The organism is Sphingopyxis sp. RIFCSPHIGHO2_12_FULL_65_19, assembly GCF_001830555.1.
In the GTDB taxonomy this organism is placed as follows: Bacteria; Pseudomonadota; Alphaproteobacteria; order Sphingomonadales; family Sphingomonadaceae; genus Sphingopyxis.
This window is the reverse complement of sequence record NZ_MIAM01000005.1, coordinates 24529-39812: the sequence shown is the minus strand read 5'-3', so window position 1 is coordinate 39812 and position 15284 is coordinate 24529. Positions and strand designations below refer to the sequence as shown.

At 63.5% G+C, this 15284-nt stretch carries 11 protein-coding genes and 2 pseudogenes; 7 read left to right on the top strand and 6 right to left on the bottom strand.

Annotated elements, in window-relative coordinates; genetic code table 11:
- The 4 genes and pseudogenes from A3E77_RS00935 to A3E77_RS00920 all read right to left on the bottom strand — a co-directional run.
- On the bottom strand, positions 1–535 hold a 535-nt coding region (locus A3E77_RS00935; protein WP_293643027.1), incomplete at its 3' end, for a hypothetical protein.
- A 25-nt stretch (positions 536–560) separates the two neighbouring features.
- Positions 561–1301 (bottom strand): 3-oxoacyl-[acyl-carrier-protein] reductase, encoded by a 741-nt coding sequence (fabG, locus tag A3E77_RS00930; RefSeq protein ID WP_293643026.1) that lies wholly within the window; start codon positions 1299–1301, stop codon positions 561–563.
- Between the two features lie 23 nt (positions 1302–1324).
- On the bottom strand, positions 1325–2263 hold the full coding sequence (gene fabD, locus A3E77_RS00925) for an ACP S-malonyltransferase (RefSeq protein ID WP_293643025.1): 939 nt from the start codon (positions 2261–2263) through the stop codon (positions 1325–1327).
- Positions 2264–2368: 105 nt separating this feature from the next.
- Positions 2369–3195 (bottom strand): annotated as a pseudogene (locus A3E77_RS00920) (LD-carboxypeptidase).
- Positions 3196–3348: 153 nt separating this feature from the next.
- On the opposite strand from A3E77_RS00920, the gene A3E77_RS00915 reads away from it, so the two are divergent.
- The 6 genes from A3E77_RS00915 to A3E77_RS00890 all read left to right on the top strand — a co-directional run bounded on the left by A3E77_RS00915 (position 3349) and on the right by A3E77_RS00890 (position 8324).
- On the top strand, positions 3349–4728 hold the full coding sequence (locus tag A3E77_RS00915) for a Mur ligase family protein (protein ID WP_293643024.1): 1380 nt from the start codon (positions 3349–3351) through the stop codon (positions 4726–4728).
- Positions 4729–5080: 352 nt separating this feature from the next.
- Positions 5081–5446 (top strand): 30S ribosomal protein S6, encoded by a 366-nt coding sequence (gene rpsF, locus A3E77_RS00910; RefSeq protein WP_293643023.1) that lies wholly within the window; start codon positions 5081–5083, stop codon positions 5444–5446.
- A gap of 11 nt (positions 5447–5457) precedes the next feature.
- On the top strand, positions 5458–5682 hold the full coding sequence (gene rpsR, locus A3E77_RS00905; RefSeq protein WP_037517582.1) for a 30S ribosomal protein S18: 225 nt from the start codon (positions 5458–5460) through the stop codon (positions 5680–5682).
- A gap of 13 nt (positions 5683–5695) precedes the next feature.
- Positions 5696–6322 carry a 50S ribosomal protein L9 gene (rplI, locus tag A3E77_RS00900; RefSeq protein WP_293643022.1) on the top strand — a complete coding sequence of 209 codons (627 nt, stop codon included), beginning with the start codon at positions 5696–5698 and terminating at the stop codon, positions 6320–6322.
- Positions 6323–6617: 295 nt separating this feature from the next.
- A complete protein-coding gene (locus A3E77_RS00895; RefSeq protein WP_293643021.1) occupies positions 6618–7667 on the top strand; it encodes a hypothetical protein in 1050 nt (349 codons plus the stop codon).
- Positions 7668–8324, top strand: a complete 657-nt coding sequence (locus tag A3E77_RS00890; protein ID WP_293643020.1) for a Fe2+-dependent dioxygenase — start codon at positions 7668–7670, stop codon at positions 8322–8324. It abuts the gene before it with no gap.
- Between the two features lie 13 nt (positions 8325–8337).
- Here the strand turns inward: A3E77_RS00890 and folE are convergent, their stop codons facing one another.
- Positions 8338–8940 (bottom strand): GTP cyclohydrolase I FolE, encoded by a 603-nt coding sequence (gene folE, locus A3E77_RS00885; protein WP_293643019.1) that lies wholly within the window; start codon positions 8938–8940, stop codon positions 8338–8340.
- A 437-nt stretch (positions 8941–9377) separates the two neighbouring features.
- Here folE and A3E77_RS00880 point away from each other — a divergent pair.
- Positions 9378–12363 (top strand): annotated as a pseudogene (locus A3E77_RS00880) (TonB-dependent receptor).
- Between the two features lie 117 nt (positions 12364–12480).
- Here A3E77_RS00880 and A3E77_RS00875 read toward each other — a convergent pair.
- Positions 12481–15105, bottom strand: a complete 2625-nt coding sequence (locus A3E77_RS00875; protein ID WP_293643018.1) for a TonB-dependent receptor — start codon at positions 15103–15105, stop codon at positions 12481–12483.
- Positions 15106–15284: the final 179 nt, after the last annotated feature.

The window sequence follows — 15284 nt, the reverse complement described above, 5'->3', positions numbered from 1 at the left end:
ACGGCAGCAACTTACGCTTGTTCCAGTAGATGGAGGTTGCCGCGGCATAGGCCCCGACCTTTTCCCACACCGCGCCATCGACCTTTTCGATGTCGACGCCGTTTTCGATATAGGCCTGGACGATCTTCATGATCTGCTCCTCGCTCATCTCGCTCGACAGGTCGGGGTTCGCGCCGGTCGGGCCAAAGTCCAGCGCCTTGTCGACGACCGACGTCGACAGGTTGAGCCTGGAAATATCGCCGACCAGCCATTCGCGCGAAATCCGCGCGAGGCTATAATCGAAATAGTCGCTCTTCTGCTCGGCCGCGATGCCGTGGCGCGCGATGCAATCGTCGGTGACCGTCGCGAGCTGCTGGAACAGCGCTTCGCGCGCCGCCTCGTCGCCGCCGCCCGCCATCGCTGCGCCGATGGAATTCTTTGCCCCTTCCGGCACCGACGTCACGACGCAGTCGAACTTCGCGCCTTCCTGCGTCGCGGCGACACCGGGCAGCGCGGTCAACACCAGCGCCGCGACGCCTATCAAACTCTTGATCATCGGCAATTCCTTCCAGACCAACGCGTCAGGACAACATCGCCATCCCGCCGTTCACATGCAACGTCTGTCCGGTGACATATCCGGCTTCCTTCGACGCGAGATAGACGACGGCGGCGGCGATGTCGCTGCCCGCGCCCATCCGGCCCGCCGGAATCCGCTGGTTGAGTGCTTCCTTTTGCGCTTCGGGCAGGTCGTCGGTCATCGCCGTGGCGATAAAGCCCGGCGCGACACAGTTTGCGGTGACGCCGCGGCTTGCGAGTTCCTGCGCCAGCGCCTTGGTCATGCCGGTCACCCCGGCCTTCGACGCGGCATAATTGGCCTGACCCGGATTGCCGGTCGCGCCGACGACGCTGGTGATCGAAATGATGCGCCCGAAACGCGCCTTCATCATCGGCTTGGCAGCCGCGCGCGCGAGGCGGAAATTGGCCTCGAGGTTGATGCGGATGACGTCCATCCACTCCTCGTCCTTCATCCGCATGATCAAATTGTCGCGCGTCACCCCGGCATTGTTGACGAGGATATCAAGCCCGCCCAGCGCCTCGACCGCCGAGGGCACCAGCGCATCGACCGCGGCGGCATCGCCAAGGTTGCAGGGCAAAGCGACATGTTCGCCGCCGAGCGTATCACGAAACGCGTTCAGCTTGTCGGCATTGGACCCCGACACCGCGAGCCGCGCCCCTTGCGCCGCTAGCGCCTGCGCAATCGCCGAACCGATACCGCCCGAAGCGCCGGTAACAAGGGCGGTCATGCCGGTGAGATCGAACATATTAGTCTCCTGAAATCTGGATCTTAAAGCGTCTTGAGCAAAGCTTCGATGTCGTCCATCGAAATCACGCTGGCCGTCTCGACGTCGCCCGCTGCGCTGCGCTTGACCATCGGCGAGAGAACCTTGCCGCCGAACTCGACGAAATGCACGACGCCGATATCTTCCATCGCGCCGACGCTTTCGCGCCAGCGGACGCGCCCGGTGACCTGTTGCACAAGCAGATCGCGGATCGTGTCGGCGTCGCTGACCGGGCTGGCAGTCACATTGGCGACGACCGGCACGAACGGCGCGACGGGCATGTTCGCGGCCAGTGCCTCGGCCATCGCGTCGGCGGCAGGCTGCATCAGCGGGCAATGGAACGGCGCCGACACCGGCAGCAACACGCCGCGCTTGATGCCATAATCCTTGACCAGCGCCACCGCGCGTTCGACTGCGCCCTTGTGGCCCGAGATCACGACCTGCGACGGGTCGTTGTCGTTCGCGACGGTGCACACCTCGCCTTCGGCCGCCGCATCGGCCAGCTTTTGCGCGGTGTCGATATCGGCGCCAAGCAGCGCCGCCATCGCGCCGACGCCGACGGGAACGGCCGCCTGCATCGCCTGCCCGCGCGTCTTGAGCAGGCGCGCCGTGGTCGCCAGGTCGAACGCCCCCGCGGCGCAAAGCGCGCTATATTCGCCCAGGCTGTGACCCGCGACATAATCGGCCTTGGCCGACAGCGTCACGCCGCCTTCCTTTTCCAGTACGCGCAGCGTCGCAATCGCATTCGCCATGATCGCCGGCTGGGCGTTTTCGGTCAGGGTCAGCTGGTCTTCGGGGCCTTCGCTCATCAACTGGAACAGCTTCTGGCCGAGCGCATCGTCGACCTCCTGAAACACTTCGCGCGCGACCGGCGACGCGTCGGACAAGGCCTTGCCCATACCGACCGCCTGGCTGCCCTGACCCGGAAAGATGAATGCGCGCATATCCCTGCCCTCTTTATCGTCGCCCCCGCGAAGGCGGGGGCCGTTGGCGTTCTAACTCTAGCGGCCCCCGCTTGCGCGGGGGCGACGGTTAGGGCGCCTATTCTCTCACCCGGCGCGATGCAAGCCGAAGGGGACGACCTTGTTGTCCGCATCATGCCCGATGTCAGCGCGGCCCAGATACGGAATGTCGCACCGCGCGCACCATTCCCGCGCAATGTCTTCGGCCTCCATGCCAAACGGCCGGTCGTTCTCGCGAATGTCGCCGACGCGGCCGAGACGCAACCCCGCGAGCCCGCGTGGGCCGAGATAGCTTGCCACATGAAAAAAGGCGCGGTCGAACGCATAGAGATATTCGCTCACCTCCTCGACGAGCAGGACATGCCCCGCCAGATCGGGTTCGAGCGGGGTGCCGAGCAACATCGACAGTGTCATCAGGTTGAACGCCGCGTGGCGCGCGCCATGTTCCAGCCCCGCCTCGCAAGCGCCCGGATCGCGCGCGACAGCCAGTCGAGCGCGCGCAGCACCGCGGCCTCGCCGCCGTCGCGGCGGATATCGGCGACCATCGGGCCGTGCGCGACATGATCGAAACCCTCGCGATACAGCGCGCCCAGCACATTGCCCTGGTCCGAATAGCCCAGGAATGCCTTGCGCCGCGCACCATCGGTCATCGCCGCGACGGCATCCTCGGCGATCCGGCACGCGCCATAACCGCCGCGCGCGAACCACACCGCGTCGATGTCGGGACGGTTCGCCATCTCTACCAGCGCGGCAAATCGGTGTCCGTCCTCACCCGCGAAATGGCCGTGGGTCGCAAAGCATTGCGCGTCGAAGACCAGCTCGACGTCGGGATAGCCGAGGCTCGCCAGCGCGCGCACCGCCTCGGCATCGTCGGGCAGGATCGGCGTGGAGGGGGCGACAATTCCGATGCGCATCGAGCGACCTGTAAATCCGTTCGTGTCGAGCGAAGTCGAGACACCCGTCGTCGAAGCGCAAGGCCGAGGGGCATCTCGACTTCGCTCGATGCGAACGGGAAAGAGTGTGCCGCTCCGGTTGCAAACCCTTCGCCAACGCCATAACGCCGCGCGATGGCCGAAAACAAATCCTATTTCTTCTGCGGCATCGGCGGGTCGGGCATGTTGCCGCTGGCGATGATCGTCGCGGCGCGCGGCGATACAGTGTCGGGATCGGATCGCAGCCGCGATCAGGGGCGCAGCCCCGATAAATTCGCGTGGGTCGAGGGTCAGAATATCGCGCTGTTCCCACAGGATGGCAGCGGCGTCGTCGCCGGACAGATCCTCGTCGCCTCGGCGGCGGTGGAGGATAGCGTGCCCGACATCGCGGCTGCGCGGGATCTTGGACTGCCGCGCATGACGCGCGCCGACCTCAACGCCGCGCTGTTCAACGAAGCTGCACAGGCGGTTGGCGTCGGCGGGACGAGTGGCAAATCGACCGTTACCGGGATGATCGGCTGGATTCTCGAAAGTGCAGGGAAGAAGCCGACCGTGATGAACGGCGCGGTGATGCGCAATTTCGCGGGCGCCGACACGCCCTTCGCCAGCGCGCTCGTCGGCGACACCGCCATCTACGTCAGTGAAGTCGACGAAAGCGACGGATCGATCGCGCTCTATGCGCCCGACGTCGCGGTGGTCACCAACATCAGCCTCGATCACAAGAGCCTGGAAGAGCTGCACATCCTGTTTTCTGATTTTATCCTGAAATCACGCGTTGCGGTGCTGAACGCCGACGATGACGAGAGCACACCCTTCCTGTCATTTGACAATGCTGTGTCGTTCGGCTTTCGCGAGCATGCGGACATGCGCGCGAGCGCCTTTGAGGCGCTGGCCGACGGCTGCCGCTTCACCGTCCAGGCCGAGGAGGCCGCCCATCAGGTCCGGCTCCGCATGCCGGGCCGCCATAATGCCGCCAATGCGCTTGCTGCCATCGCCGCGACGTGCGCCGTCGGCGTTCCCGTCGCGCAGGCGGTCGAGGCGCTGGCCGATTTTGCCGGTCTCGCGCGCCGGTACGAAGTGCTCGGACAAGCCAACGGCATCACCGTGATCGACGATTTCGCGCATAATCCCGATAAGGTCGCCGCCACCCTCGCCGCCGTTGCCGAACTGCCCGGCCGCGCGCTGATCTTTTTCCAGCCGCACGGCTATGGCCCGCTGCGCCAGATGGGCAAGGAACTCGCGGCGAGCTTTGCCGCCGGGATGCGTTTCCAAGACAGGCTCTTCGTGTGCGATCCCGTCTATTTCGGCGGCACCGTCGATCGCAGCATCGGCAGCGAGGCGCTCGTCGCCGATGTCGTCGCGGGCGGGGCCGATGCCGTGCATCTGACCACCCGCGCGGCGTGCGGCGCGGCAATGCTCGATGCGGCAAAGGCTGGCGACCGTATCCTCATCCTCGGCGCGCGCGACGACACGCTCACCGAATTCGGGCGGGAATTGCTCGGAAAGCTCACATAATCCCTCCTCCCCTTGCGGGAGAAGGATAGGAAGCCCTATCGCAAAGCGATTAGGCGAACTTGGATGAGGGGTTGCGAGCCTGCGGCTCGCATGGTCGCGGCGCGACCACGCCCCCTCACCCAGCTTCGACTAGCGAACAAGTTCGCAAGTTTGCACAACCCTCTCCCGCAAGTGGAGAGGGGGAGTATGCTTGATTTCTCCCCGCGAATCTGTATAGGCGCGCTCATTCGGGGCGAGGCCTTGTGCCGTTCGCCCCGTTTGTTTTGCACCAATACGCAAGACTTGACGACAGCCGGAGGGGTTTTGCGATTGGCGCAAGACCAGCGATCGGCCAAATCGAAGGAAGCGCACCATGCCGTTTTACGAGCATGTTTTTATCGCGCGTCAGGACCTGAGCCAGGCTCAGGTCGACGCGCTGGCGGAAACCGTCACCAACGTCATCGGCGAATATAAGGGCCAGGTTCACAAGACCGAAACCTGGGGCCTCAAGCAGCTCGCCTACAAGATCCAGAAGAACCGCAAGGGTCATTATGTGATGCTGTCGGCCGAAGTGTCGGGCGAAGCCATTGCAGAGATCGAGCGCCAGGCTGCGATCAACGAAGATATCATCCGCTGGATCACCATCCGCGTCGACGAACTCGAAAAGGGTCCGTCCGTGATGATGCGCAAGCAGGAACGTCGTGGCGGCCGCGGCCGTGACCGCGACGGCGAAGAATAAGGATAACGATCATGGCACGACCCTTTTTCCGCCGCCGCAAGACCTGCCCCTTCAGCCAGAAGGACGCACCGGTCATCGACTACAAGGACGTCCGCCTGCTCCAGGGTTACCTGTCGGAGCGCGGCAAGATCGTCCCGTCGCGGATCACCGCGGTGTCCACCAAGAAGCAGCGTGAGCTGGCAAAAGCGATCAAGCGCTCGCGCCACATCGGCCTGCTCCCCTACATTGTGAAGTAAGGAGGGCGGACCGATGGAAATCATCCTGCTCGAACGTATCGAGAAACTCGGCGGCATCGGCGATGTCGTCACTGTCAAGAACGGCTTTGCCCGCAACTATTTGTTGCCCAACAACAAAGCGTTGCGCGCGAACGACACCAACCGCAAGCTGTTTGAAGCGAACCGCGGCAAGATCGAGGCCGATAACGCCGAACGTCGCACCGCTGCCGAAGGCCGCGCCAAGGACATCGACGGCAAGCAGATCGTCCTGATCCGCCAGGCGTCGAACACCGGCCAGCTTTACGGCTCGGTTTCGGTCCGTGACATCGTCGACGCCCTCGCCGAAGACGGCGTCGAAGGCATCGGCAAGTCGATGGTCGAACTCGAACGCCCGATCAAGTCGCTCGGCCTGGTCGACGTCAAGGTCAAGCTGCACCCCGAAGTCGTCGTGTCGGTTGGCGTCAACGTCGCCCGCTCGCCCGACGAAGCCGAAATGCAGAAGCAGGGCATCGACGTCATCGCCGCGATGTTCGAGGAAGAACAGGCCGAGGCTGCTGCCACGGCGCTGGAACCCGACAGCGAGGACGAGTTTGACGACGCGGGCGCCGCGCCGTCGGACCACGCTGGCGAAGCTGCTGCGGACGAAGCCGAAGAAGCTTAAGCTTCCTCTGCCAAAAGTCTTTTGAAAGGGCCGCGTTTCCGAAAGGAAGCGCGGCCCTTTTCATATGGTGCGAAGTGCGGCGACGCATGGCCGGTTTCGAGCGGAAGCGGACCTTGTTTCTTCGTCATCCCGGACTTGATCCGGGATCCATCGCGGCGCTGAAGTCATGGACCCCGGATCAAGTCCGGGGTGACGAGAGGGCGGAGCGAACGTCCGCTTCCCACCCCGAACCCAACGCCGATCACCGGTGCATCCTGTCTGGTCAACCCGCCGCGCCTTTCCTATGGCAACGGCGATGGTCGAAACCTCTTTCCAGCACCGCTTTGCGGCCGACGCCAGCCTGCTGCCGCATATGGCGGACCTGGCGAACGACCGGGTGCTGGTCGCGCTGCTCGGCGAAGCGGATTATCGCGCCGCGAGCTTTCTCGACCAGCGGCTGCTCACCGAACGGATCGGGCGCGAGTGGGTGGCGTGGGACGCCCTCCCCGATCTGGGCGCCGCGTCGCCGCGGCCCGACTTCATCTTTCATATCGGGCATGTCGGCTCGACGCTCCTCTCGCGCCTGTTGGCCGATGCAGGGGGCGTGCTGCCGCTCCGCGAACCGATGCTGCTGCGCGCGCTGACGCAGGTCGCCGACCGGATCGACCGCCCCGAATCGGTCTGGTCGCCCGATCGCTACCGCCACCGCCGCGAACAGGTTGCCCGATGGTTGGGGCGAGGCTTTGCCCCCGATCAGCGCGCGATGGTCAAGGCATCGAGCGTCATCACCGCGATCGCCGATGATCTGACCGGACCCGGCGGCCGCGCGGTCTTTCTCCACGTCCCGCTGCCGCGCTACATCGAAACGATCCTGGCGGGCGACGCTTCGCGGACCGAAACGTTGGCGCAGGCGCCCGCCCGCATGGCGCGGCTGGCGGCGTTGCTGCCCGACTTCCCCTTTGCCCTGTGGCAGTTGCCGCCGGTCACCCGCGTCGCGATGAGCTGGCTGTGCGAAATGGCGACAGCGCAGCGCACCCTGCCCCCCTCCGACCCCCGTCACCTGTGGGTCGATTTCGAGCGACTGTTGGCCGATCCGGCGGCCGCGCTCGCCGCGCAATGCGGCCATTTCGGGCTCCCGGTCGACGCGGCACGGGTCGATGCCGCGCTGGCCGGGCCGATCATGCGCCAATATTCCAAAGCCCCCGAACATGGCTACAGCCCCGATCTGCGCCGCGAGCTGCAAGCACAGGCGGCGGCGGACCATGCGCCCGCCATCGCCGAAGCGATCGCATGGGTTGAAGCACTCGCCGCACGCTATACAAGCCTTGGCACCCTGCCGATCCACGGCGATCAGGAAAGCCGATAGATGTTCAAGCTCGTTCAGCTGCTCGACGATGGCGCGGTCCGCGCGCTGCGCGAGATTGCCGCCAGCGGCAAATTCGTCGACGGAAAGATCAGCAACCCGCATTCGACGGTGAAGAACAACCTCCAGCTGCACGACGCCGGCGCCTATGAACGCTCATCGAAGATTCTGCTCGATGCGATGGTGCAGAATGCCGATTTCATGGCCTTCGCCTTCCCCGCGCGCATCGCGCCGCCGCTGCTGACGCGTTACACGCCGGGAATGCACTACGGGCTGCATCCCGACGCTGCCTATATCCCCCTGCCCGACGGCCAGTTGCGAACCGACGTCAGCTGCACGGTGTTCCTGAACGACCCGGGCGATTACGACGGCGGCGCCTTGCATGTGCAGCTCGGCAACGCCGACCTGCGCTTCAAGGAAGCGCCGGGCGTCGCGGTTGTCTACCCGTCGCACACGCTGCACGAGGTCGAGCCGGTGACGCGCGGCGAACGGCTGGTCGCGATCACCTTCATCCAGAGCCTGATCCCCGACGTCGCGCACCGCAATTTGATGTACGAACTGAACGAGATTGCCGCGATCGAGGGCGGGGCAATGGACCCCGCCAACTTCACGCGGTTGCAGGCGGTCCAATATCAGCTGCTGCGCATGTGGCGGCGCTGAGGCCGCCCATCGGTCAATAGCCCATCAGGCTCAGCACTTCCTTGCGGCTGCGCTGGTCGTCGAGGAAACAACCGAGCAGGCGGCTCGTCACCATTCCGACGCCGGGGGTGCGCACCCCGCGTCCGGTCATGCAGCCGTGCTGGGCGTCGATGACCACCGCGACGCCATGCGGGTGCAGATTGTCCCAGATACAGCGGGCGACATCGGCAGTCAGTCGCTCCTGCACCTGCAACCGCCGGGCATAGCCATTGAGCACGCGCGCGAGTTTGGAAATACCGACGACGCGGTCGCGCGGCATATAGGCGATCGATGCCTTGCCGGTGATCGGCGCCATATGATGTTCGCAGTGCGACTGGAACGGAATATCCTTCAGCAGCACCAGCTCGTCATATCCGCCGACTTCCTCGAACGTGCGCGACAGGTGGATCGACGGGTCGTCGGCATAGCCGCTGCAATATTCCTTCCACGCGCGCGCAACGCGGCGCGGCGTGTCCAACAGTCCTTCGCGCGCCGGATCGTCGCCCGCCCATTCGATCAACGTCCGCACGGCGTCCGCAACATGGTCGGGCACGATCACCTTGCCGTCCGGCCCCAACTCGGTCTTGTCCTCGCTCATTGCCCCGCCTTCACTGTTGCCATCATGTCGCACATTTCGTCGTGCCAGAGCCGATAAGCAAGGGCCGGACAAGAAGAATTTATGCCCGCCAATGAAGTTTACGTTGCGGAAACTTGACTTTTTCACTTTCCGAATAGGCGCAGTTTCGCGTCCTTTTTTGGGCCAAACAAGTGACTTGACGCTTTCGTCAACTCGGCGCACCTTCACCTTGCATTACAGAACTCGCCTAAGCGGGTCGTGATCCGGAGAGGCCGGCGTAATCCCCGACGCCGGTGGGAGAGGACGATGACCAGCACAGCTGGCAAGTGGGATACACAAGGGCACGTGGCCGTTTCGGCCCGGCGCCCTTTGCCATGTCTGGTCGTTTCCCCTCCCCTTACCACAATTTGAAATTGGGCGGCCCCGCATCGCGCGGGATCGAAAAAGGGAGGCTATAGATGAAGTTCAAGGCACTGATCGGAACGTCGATCCTTGCAATGACGGTGGCGACACCGGCATTTGCGCAGGACGCGGCGGAGGAAGTGGAACGCGATGCCTTTGGCGGCGAAATCGTCGTCACGGCGCAGCGCCAGTCGGAACGTCTGCAAGACGTGCCGATCGCGGTCAGCGCCTTCTCGACCGAGGCCCTGGAGGCGCAGCAGATCAAGACCCCGTCCGATCTTCAGCTGACCCTGCCCAACGTCACCTTCACCAAGACCAACTTCACCGGCGCCAGCTTTACGATCCGCGGCATCGGCGATCTGTGCGTCGGCACGACCTGCGACAGTGCGACCGCGATCCACCTGAACGGCGACCCGCTGTTTTCGACCCGCCTGTTTGAAACCGAATTTTTCGACCTCGAACGCATCGAAGTGCTGCGCGGACCGCAAGGAACGCTGTTCGGACGCAACGCGACCTCGGGCGTGGTCAACGTGATCACCGCGAAACCGAAACTCGGGACCTTCGAGGCCGCGGCCGAAGCCGAATATGGAAATTATGATTCCATGAAGGGCAAGGCGATGGTCAACATCCCCTTGGGCGACACGATGGCGCTGCGCGTCGCCGGCATCTATCTCAACCGCGACGGCTATACGAAGAACAGCTTCCTCGGCACGCGGATCGACGACCGCGACCTTTATTCGGTCCGCGGCTCGCTGCGCTGGGAACCGTCGCCCGATACCACGATCGACCTGCTCGCATCCTATTTCCGCGAAAAGGACCAGCGCACGCGCATCCAGAAACAGCTGTGCCAACGCGACCCGACCGGCATTCTCGGCTGTTTGAACAGCCGTCTCGACAATTCGCCGTTCAACGGCAACGCGACCTTCACCGCCGCGCTGACGTCGCGCGAATTCCTCGCGATCCGCGGCATTCCACAGGCCTTTGCGCTCGGCAGCCTCTACGGCCCCGACGTCTATGCCAATACGACGATCCCGTCCGATCCGCGCGAGGTGAATACGGCCTATACGCCGAGCTATTTCACCAGCGAGCTGACGTTGCAGGGCCAGGTCGAGCATAATTTCGGGCCCGTGTCGCTTCAGGTGTCGGGCCAGTATCAGAAGGTCAAGCTCGACGCGTCGCAGGACTATAAACAGCAATGTCGGCAACCGCGCGCTCTATGCCGGCGGCCTCGCGACGTTGCAGGCGGCCGCAAACGGCGCGCTGGGCGCCGGGTTTACGCCCTATTTCGCGCCGGTCGCTGCGGCGATCATCCCCAATGGCCCGACCGGGCAGCTTTGCACCTCGCTGGCCGAGGAAAGCGGCTACGGCAGCTATGGCGGCAACAAAATCTGTAGCGACCAGTCGCTCCAGTTCGACCGGTCGAACCAGTATAACAGCAGCTGGTCGGTCGAAGGCATCTTGTCGAGCGACCTCGACGGACCGTTCAACTTCCTCGTCGGCGGCATTTATGCCGATTATCACCTGACCGAGAACAGCTATTATGTGAACGCTTTCCCGATCGACTATCTGACCGGCGTGCTCGGCGCGTTCACCGCGGCGACCAACCCGCCCGCGGCCGGCGGCCCATTGCCGCCGTCGTTCCTCGCCACGCCCTTCTTCCGCAACAACACCGACGATCTGAAGATCACCTCTTACGGCCTGTTCGGTGAAGCCTATTTCGAGTTCAGCGATCGGCTGAAACTGACCGCGGGCTTGCGATACAATAATGACAAGAAGAGCGTGACCGCGCGGTCGACGCTGGCGAGCTTCCTCGCGCCGCATGGCGGCACCGGCAGCGCTTTTGATTCGCCCTTCGTCGGGTCGTTCGATGCGGATCCGGGCACGCCGGGCAATCAGATCATCCAGGCCCGGACGGTGAAGTTCAACAAGCTGACCGGCCGCGCGGTGCTCGACTTCAAGCTGACCGAGGACAATCTTCTCTACGCGTCCTATTCGCGCGGCTATAAATCGGGCGGGATCAACCCGCCGCTCCAGCCGATTTTCGAGGTGCCCGAAAGCTTCCGACCCGAACAGGTCGATGCATTTGAAATCGGGTCGAAAAACACCTTCGGTAATGGCGCGCTTCAGCTGAACCTCACCGCCTTCTATTATAAATATAAGGATCTTCAGCTCAGCAAGATCGTCGCGCGTACCGCGGTCAACGACAATGTCAGCGCCGACATCTATGGCTTCGAGGCCGAAGCGATCGTGCGGCCCGATCCCGACGTCGTCGTCAACCTCGGCTTCAGCTACCTGCACAGCAAGGTGACCGACGATAAATTCACCAGCAACCCGCGTGACTTTGGCGGTGGCCGCAGCGACGCGGTGATCATCAAGGACATCACCAACGCCGCGAACTGCGCAGTGGCATCGACGTCGGGCAACGCCGCGGGGGTCAACGCCTTTGTGAACGGGGTCCAGCAGGTCATCAACGGCGGCTTTGTCCCGGGCGTTCAGGCGGGTGCCGGCTTGCAACCGACGACGACCTTCCCGGCGGACGGCGGCATTGCTTCGACGGGTGCGTTCAGCATCTGTTCGGTGATGGAAGCGGCAGCGGCCGGGGCGTTCGCCGGCGCGGGTCTCGCCCCGGCGACGTTCGGGGGGATCGAATATTTCTCCGCCGGCGTGCCGGTCAACATCAAGGGCAACCAGTTGCCGCAGGCACCGAACTACAAGTTCAGCGCGGGCGTGCAATATACGGCCCGGCTGGGCGACGGCGGCATGACCCTCGTCCCGCGTGTCGACATGGCCTATACGGGTGAAAGCTATGGCAGCATTTTCAACGGCAACGTCAACCGGATCAAGGGCTATGCCCAGGTCAACGCCCAGCTCCAGCTGAACGGTGCCGACGACAAATGGTATGTCAAAGGCTTCATCCAGAACCTCTTCGACGCCAACAGCGTCACGGGGCTCTACATCACCGACCAATCGTCGGGTAACTACACCAACATCTTCACCCTCGAACCGCGCCGTTACGGCATCGCGGCCGGCGTGAAGTTCTAACGTCCAAAACGCAACGCCGACAAAAAAGCCCCGGCCTCTCCATGGAGAGGCCGGGGTTCTTTTATGTCCGTTGCGCGTCGCGGCGCCGGGGCGACAAAGCCCCGGCCCACGCGGCAATCAGAATTTGAAGCGAACGGTGCCGCCATAGGTGCGCGGCTGGCTCGGATATCCCGAGACGCTGCCCGCCTGGGCAACGGCCGGGAAGATCGTCGTCAGATATTGCGCATTGGTGAGGTTGCGGCCCCATACGCCAACGTCGAGCCCGTTGGTCAGTCGGACCGTGAACGACGCGTTCAGCGAATTGACTTCGCGCTTCAGATTCTGCGCGACGCTGGCCGGGAAGCCCGACAGGCCCTCGACGATCTGGACCGGGCTTTCATAGCTGTAATCGACATGCGCGATCGCCTTGGTCCCGCCGGCAAACTCATAGGTATAGGTGCCGCCCATCGACAGCGACAATTCGGGGATGCCCGCGGGCGTGGTGCCCGAGATGTCGCCGAACGCCGAATTGATGAAGCTGTCATATTTGGCGTCGAGATAGGTCGCCGCCAGCGTCAGGGTGAGGCCGTCGACCGGACGCACCGAACCGTCGAACTCGATCCCGAAGGTCGACTGCTTGCCGGCGTTCGCGAGCGCAAAGCCGGTGCCCGTGAAGACGTTCGACTGGAAGCCCTTGATCGACTGCTTGAACACCGCGACGTTCACGGCGGCGACGTCCCACTGGCCCTTCAGGCCGAACTCATAAACCGTCGATTCTTCCGGGTTGGCAAAGCGCGAACCCGACACGAGGTTCGGAACACCGAGACCGCCGGAGATGATCGCGGGCAGGTCGGCGGCGGTCGGACGGCTGTCGCGCGACAGGTTGATCGAGCTCGCCTTGAAGCCCGTGGCATAGGTCGCATAGATGTTGACCGTGTCGGTCAGCTCATAAGCGGCGCGAACGCTGTACGAGAAGTCGCCGTCGTTCGTCTTGCCGCTTTCGACCGCATTGGGAACGTTGAGGAAAGGCGGCAGGAACTGGAACGCCTTCAGCCCATTGAGCGGGTTCGCCGCAGGGTTGTTCTGATTGGCGTTGGCAAAGGCGACGAACTGCTGAAAGATCGGAGCGGTCGCAGGGTTGGTCGCAAATGCGGCCACTGCGGCCGGATTGTTGGGATTGACGCCAGCCTGCTGCAACGCACCGCCAAGCAAGAGCTGGTTGCGGAACGGCGCATAGGCCGCGGCGTCAAGGTTGATGCCCGAAAAGACATCGCTGCTGACAACGTCGGTCGAGAAACGCTTGCGGTCCTTGGTATAATTGCCGCCCACGGTCAGCGTCAGGCGATCGGTGACCTCGAAATCGACGGTGCCGAAGATCGAGAAAGCCTCGTTCTTCATCTCATAGCCTTCGTCGAGCCCGGTGCCCGCACGGAAGAACTGGCCGACATATTTCGCCGGATTGCCTTCGAGCGCGCCGAGCGTGCCTTCGAGCAGATCGACGTTCAGCGCGCCGCCACTGGCGGCCTGGATCAGCACGTTGCCATAGGGACGGAAATCGGTCCCAAACCTGATCGCGCTGGTCTGATCGACCTTCTCATTGAAATAATAACCGCCGAGCAGGAAGTTGATCGGACCGTCGAAATCGGACGTCAGCCGGATTTCCTGCGTGAAGGTGTCGATGCCGACATTGTCGCTCTTTTCACCGATCAGGTCGGCGGCGGTGAAGTCCGAATCCTGGTTCGTGTCGGCCTGGACCTTGCGATAGGCCGAGATCGAAGTGAGCGCGAGGTTGCCGAGATCATAGTCGATCTGCGCCGAACCGCCGTAATTCTCGATCTCGTTCGACGACAGGAAGTTGTTGTAGACGTCGTAGGAGAAGGGATTGTTCGCATCGACGCTGGGACCACCGGCGAGCGCGTTGGTAATCGCAACGGTCGGGCCGGCGATGACATTGCCCGCGATGCAGCAATTTTCGTCGATCTTGTCATAATCGCCGATCAGTCGGATCGACAGCGCATCGGTCGGCTCGAACAGCAACTGGCCGCGCACGCCCCAACGATTGCGATCATTGACGTCGGTGTCGAGGTTCAGGTCCTGCGCATAACCGTCGCGGCGGTTATAGCTGCCGCCGATCGAGAAGGCGACCGTGTCGCTGATCGGGCCGGTGACGTCGCCCTTGACGGTGATGGCGTTATAATTGCCATAGGTGACTTCGGCCGATCCGCCGAAGTCATACTGCGGCTTCTGCGTGACGATGCTGATGACACCCGCCGAAGCATTCTTGCCGAACAAGGTCGACTGGGGGCCGCGCAGCACTTCGATGCGCTCGACATTCGGAAGGTCGCCGATCTGGGCCGCCGAACGCGAGCGGTACACGCCGTCGATGAACACGCCGACCGACGGTTCGATACCGGCATTGTTGGCGCCGTTGCCGAAACCGCGGATGATGAAGTTGGTGTTGGCGCTCGACTGGAGCTGCGAGACACGAAGGCTGGGGACCGACGATTGCAGGTCGATCAGGTCGCGGATCTGCGATTCCTCCAGCTGCGCTGCCGACGTAACCGACACCGCGACGGGAGTGTCCTGCAACGTCTGCGAACGCTTGCTCGCGGTGACGATGATGTCGTTGCCATAATCGGTGTCGTCGGTCGCGACGGCCGCATCGTCGGCGGGGGCAGCGGCGGCATCCTGGGCAAAGGCGTGGACGGGGGTGGCGGCGGCGCACAGCATCGTGGCGCCCAACAACATGTTGCGCAAAGTCATGATGATCTCTCTCTCCAAAACCGTCCGGGCGTAGCTGAAAGCTTTTCGGGAGATGCCCGGCAGTGAACGGCCGCTCTAACGCACCGACCCGCCGCGTCAACGCGCGCGCGCGTGAAGACCCAGCTTTTCTGTCGATTAGTGGCACAAAAGCAACAGTTTACGCTACGGCAGGCGGAGCG

Bases quoted from the DNA above. Each gene is read 5' to 3' on its own strand.
- fabG (WP_293643026.1), bottom strand. From the start codon at position 1,301: ATGTTCGATCTCACCGGCATGACCGCCCTTGTTACCGGCGCTTCGGGC.
- fabD (WP_293643025.1), bottom strand. From the start codon at position 2,263: ATGCGCGCATTCATCTTTCCGGGTCAGGGCAGCCAGGCGGTCGGTATG.
- A3E77_RS00915 (WP_293643024.1), top strand. From the start codon at position 3,349: ATGGCCGAAAACAAATCCTATTTCTTCTGCGGCATCGGCGGGTCGGGC.
- rpsF (WP_293643023.1), top strand. From the start codon at position 5,081: ATGCCGTTTTACGAGCATGTTTTTATCGCGCGTCAGGACCTGAGCCAG.
- rpsR (WP_037517582.1), top strand. From the start codon at position 5,458: ATGGCACGACCCTTTTTCCGCCGCCGCAAGACCTGCCCCTTCAGCCAG.
- rplI (WP_293643022.1), top strand. From the start codon at position 5,696: ATGGAAATCATCCTGCTCGAACGTATCGAGAAACTCGGCGGCATCGGC.
- A3E77_RS00895 (WP_293643021.1), top strand. From the start codon at position 6,618: ATGGTCGAAACCTCTTTCCAGCACCGCTTTGCGGCCGACGCCAGCCTG.
- A3E77_RS00890 (WP_293643020.1), top strand. From the start codon at position 7,668: ATGTTCAAGCTCGTTCAGCTGCTCGACGATGGCGCGGTCCGCGCGCTG.
- folE (WP_293643019.1), bottom strand. From the start codon at position 8,940: ATGAGCGAGGACAAGACCGAGTTGGGGCCGGACGGCAAGGTGATCGTG.
- A3E77_RS00875 (WP_293643018.1), bottom strand. From the start codon at position 15,105: ATGACTTTGCGCAACATGTTGTTGGGCGCCACGATGCTGTGCGCCGCC.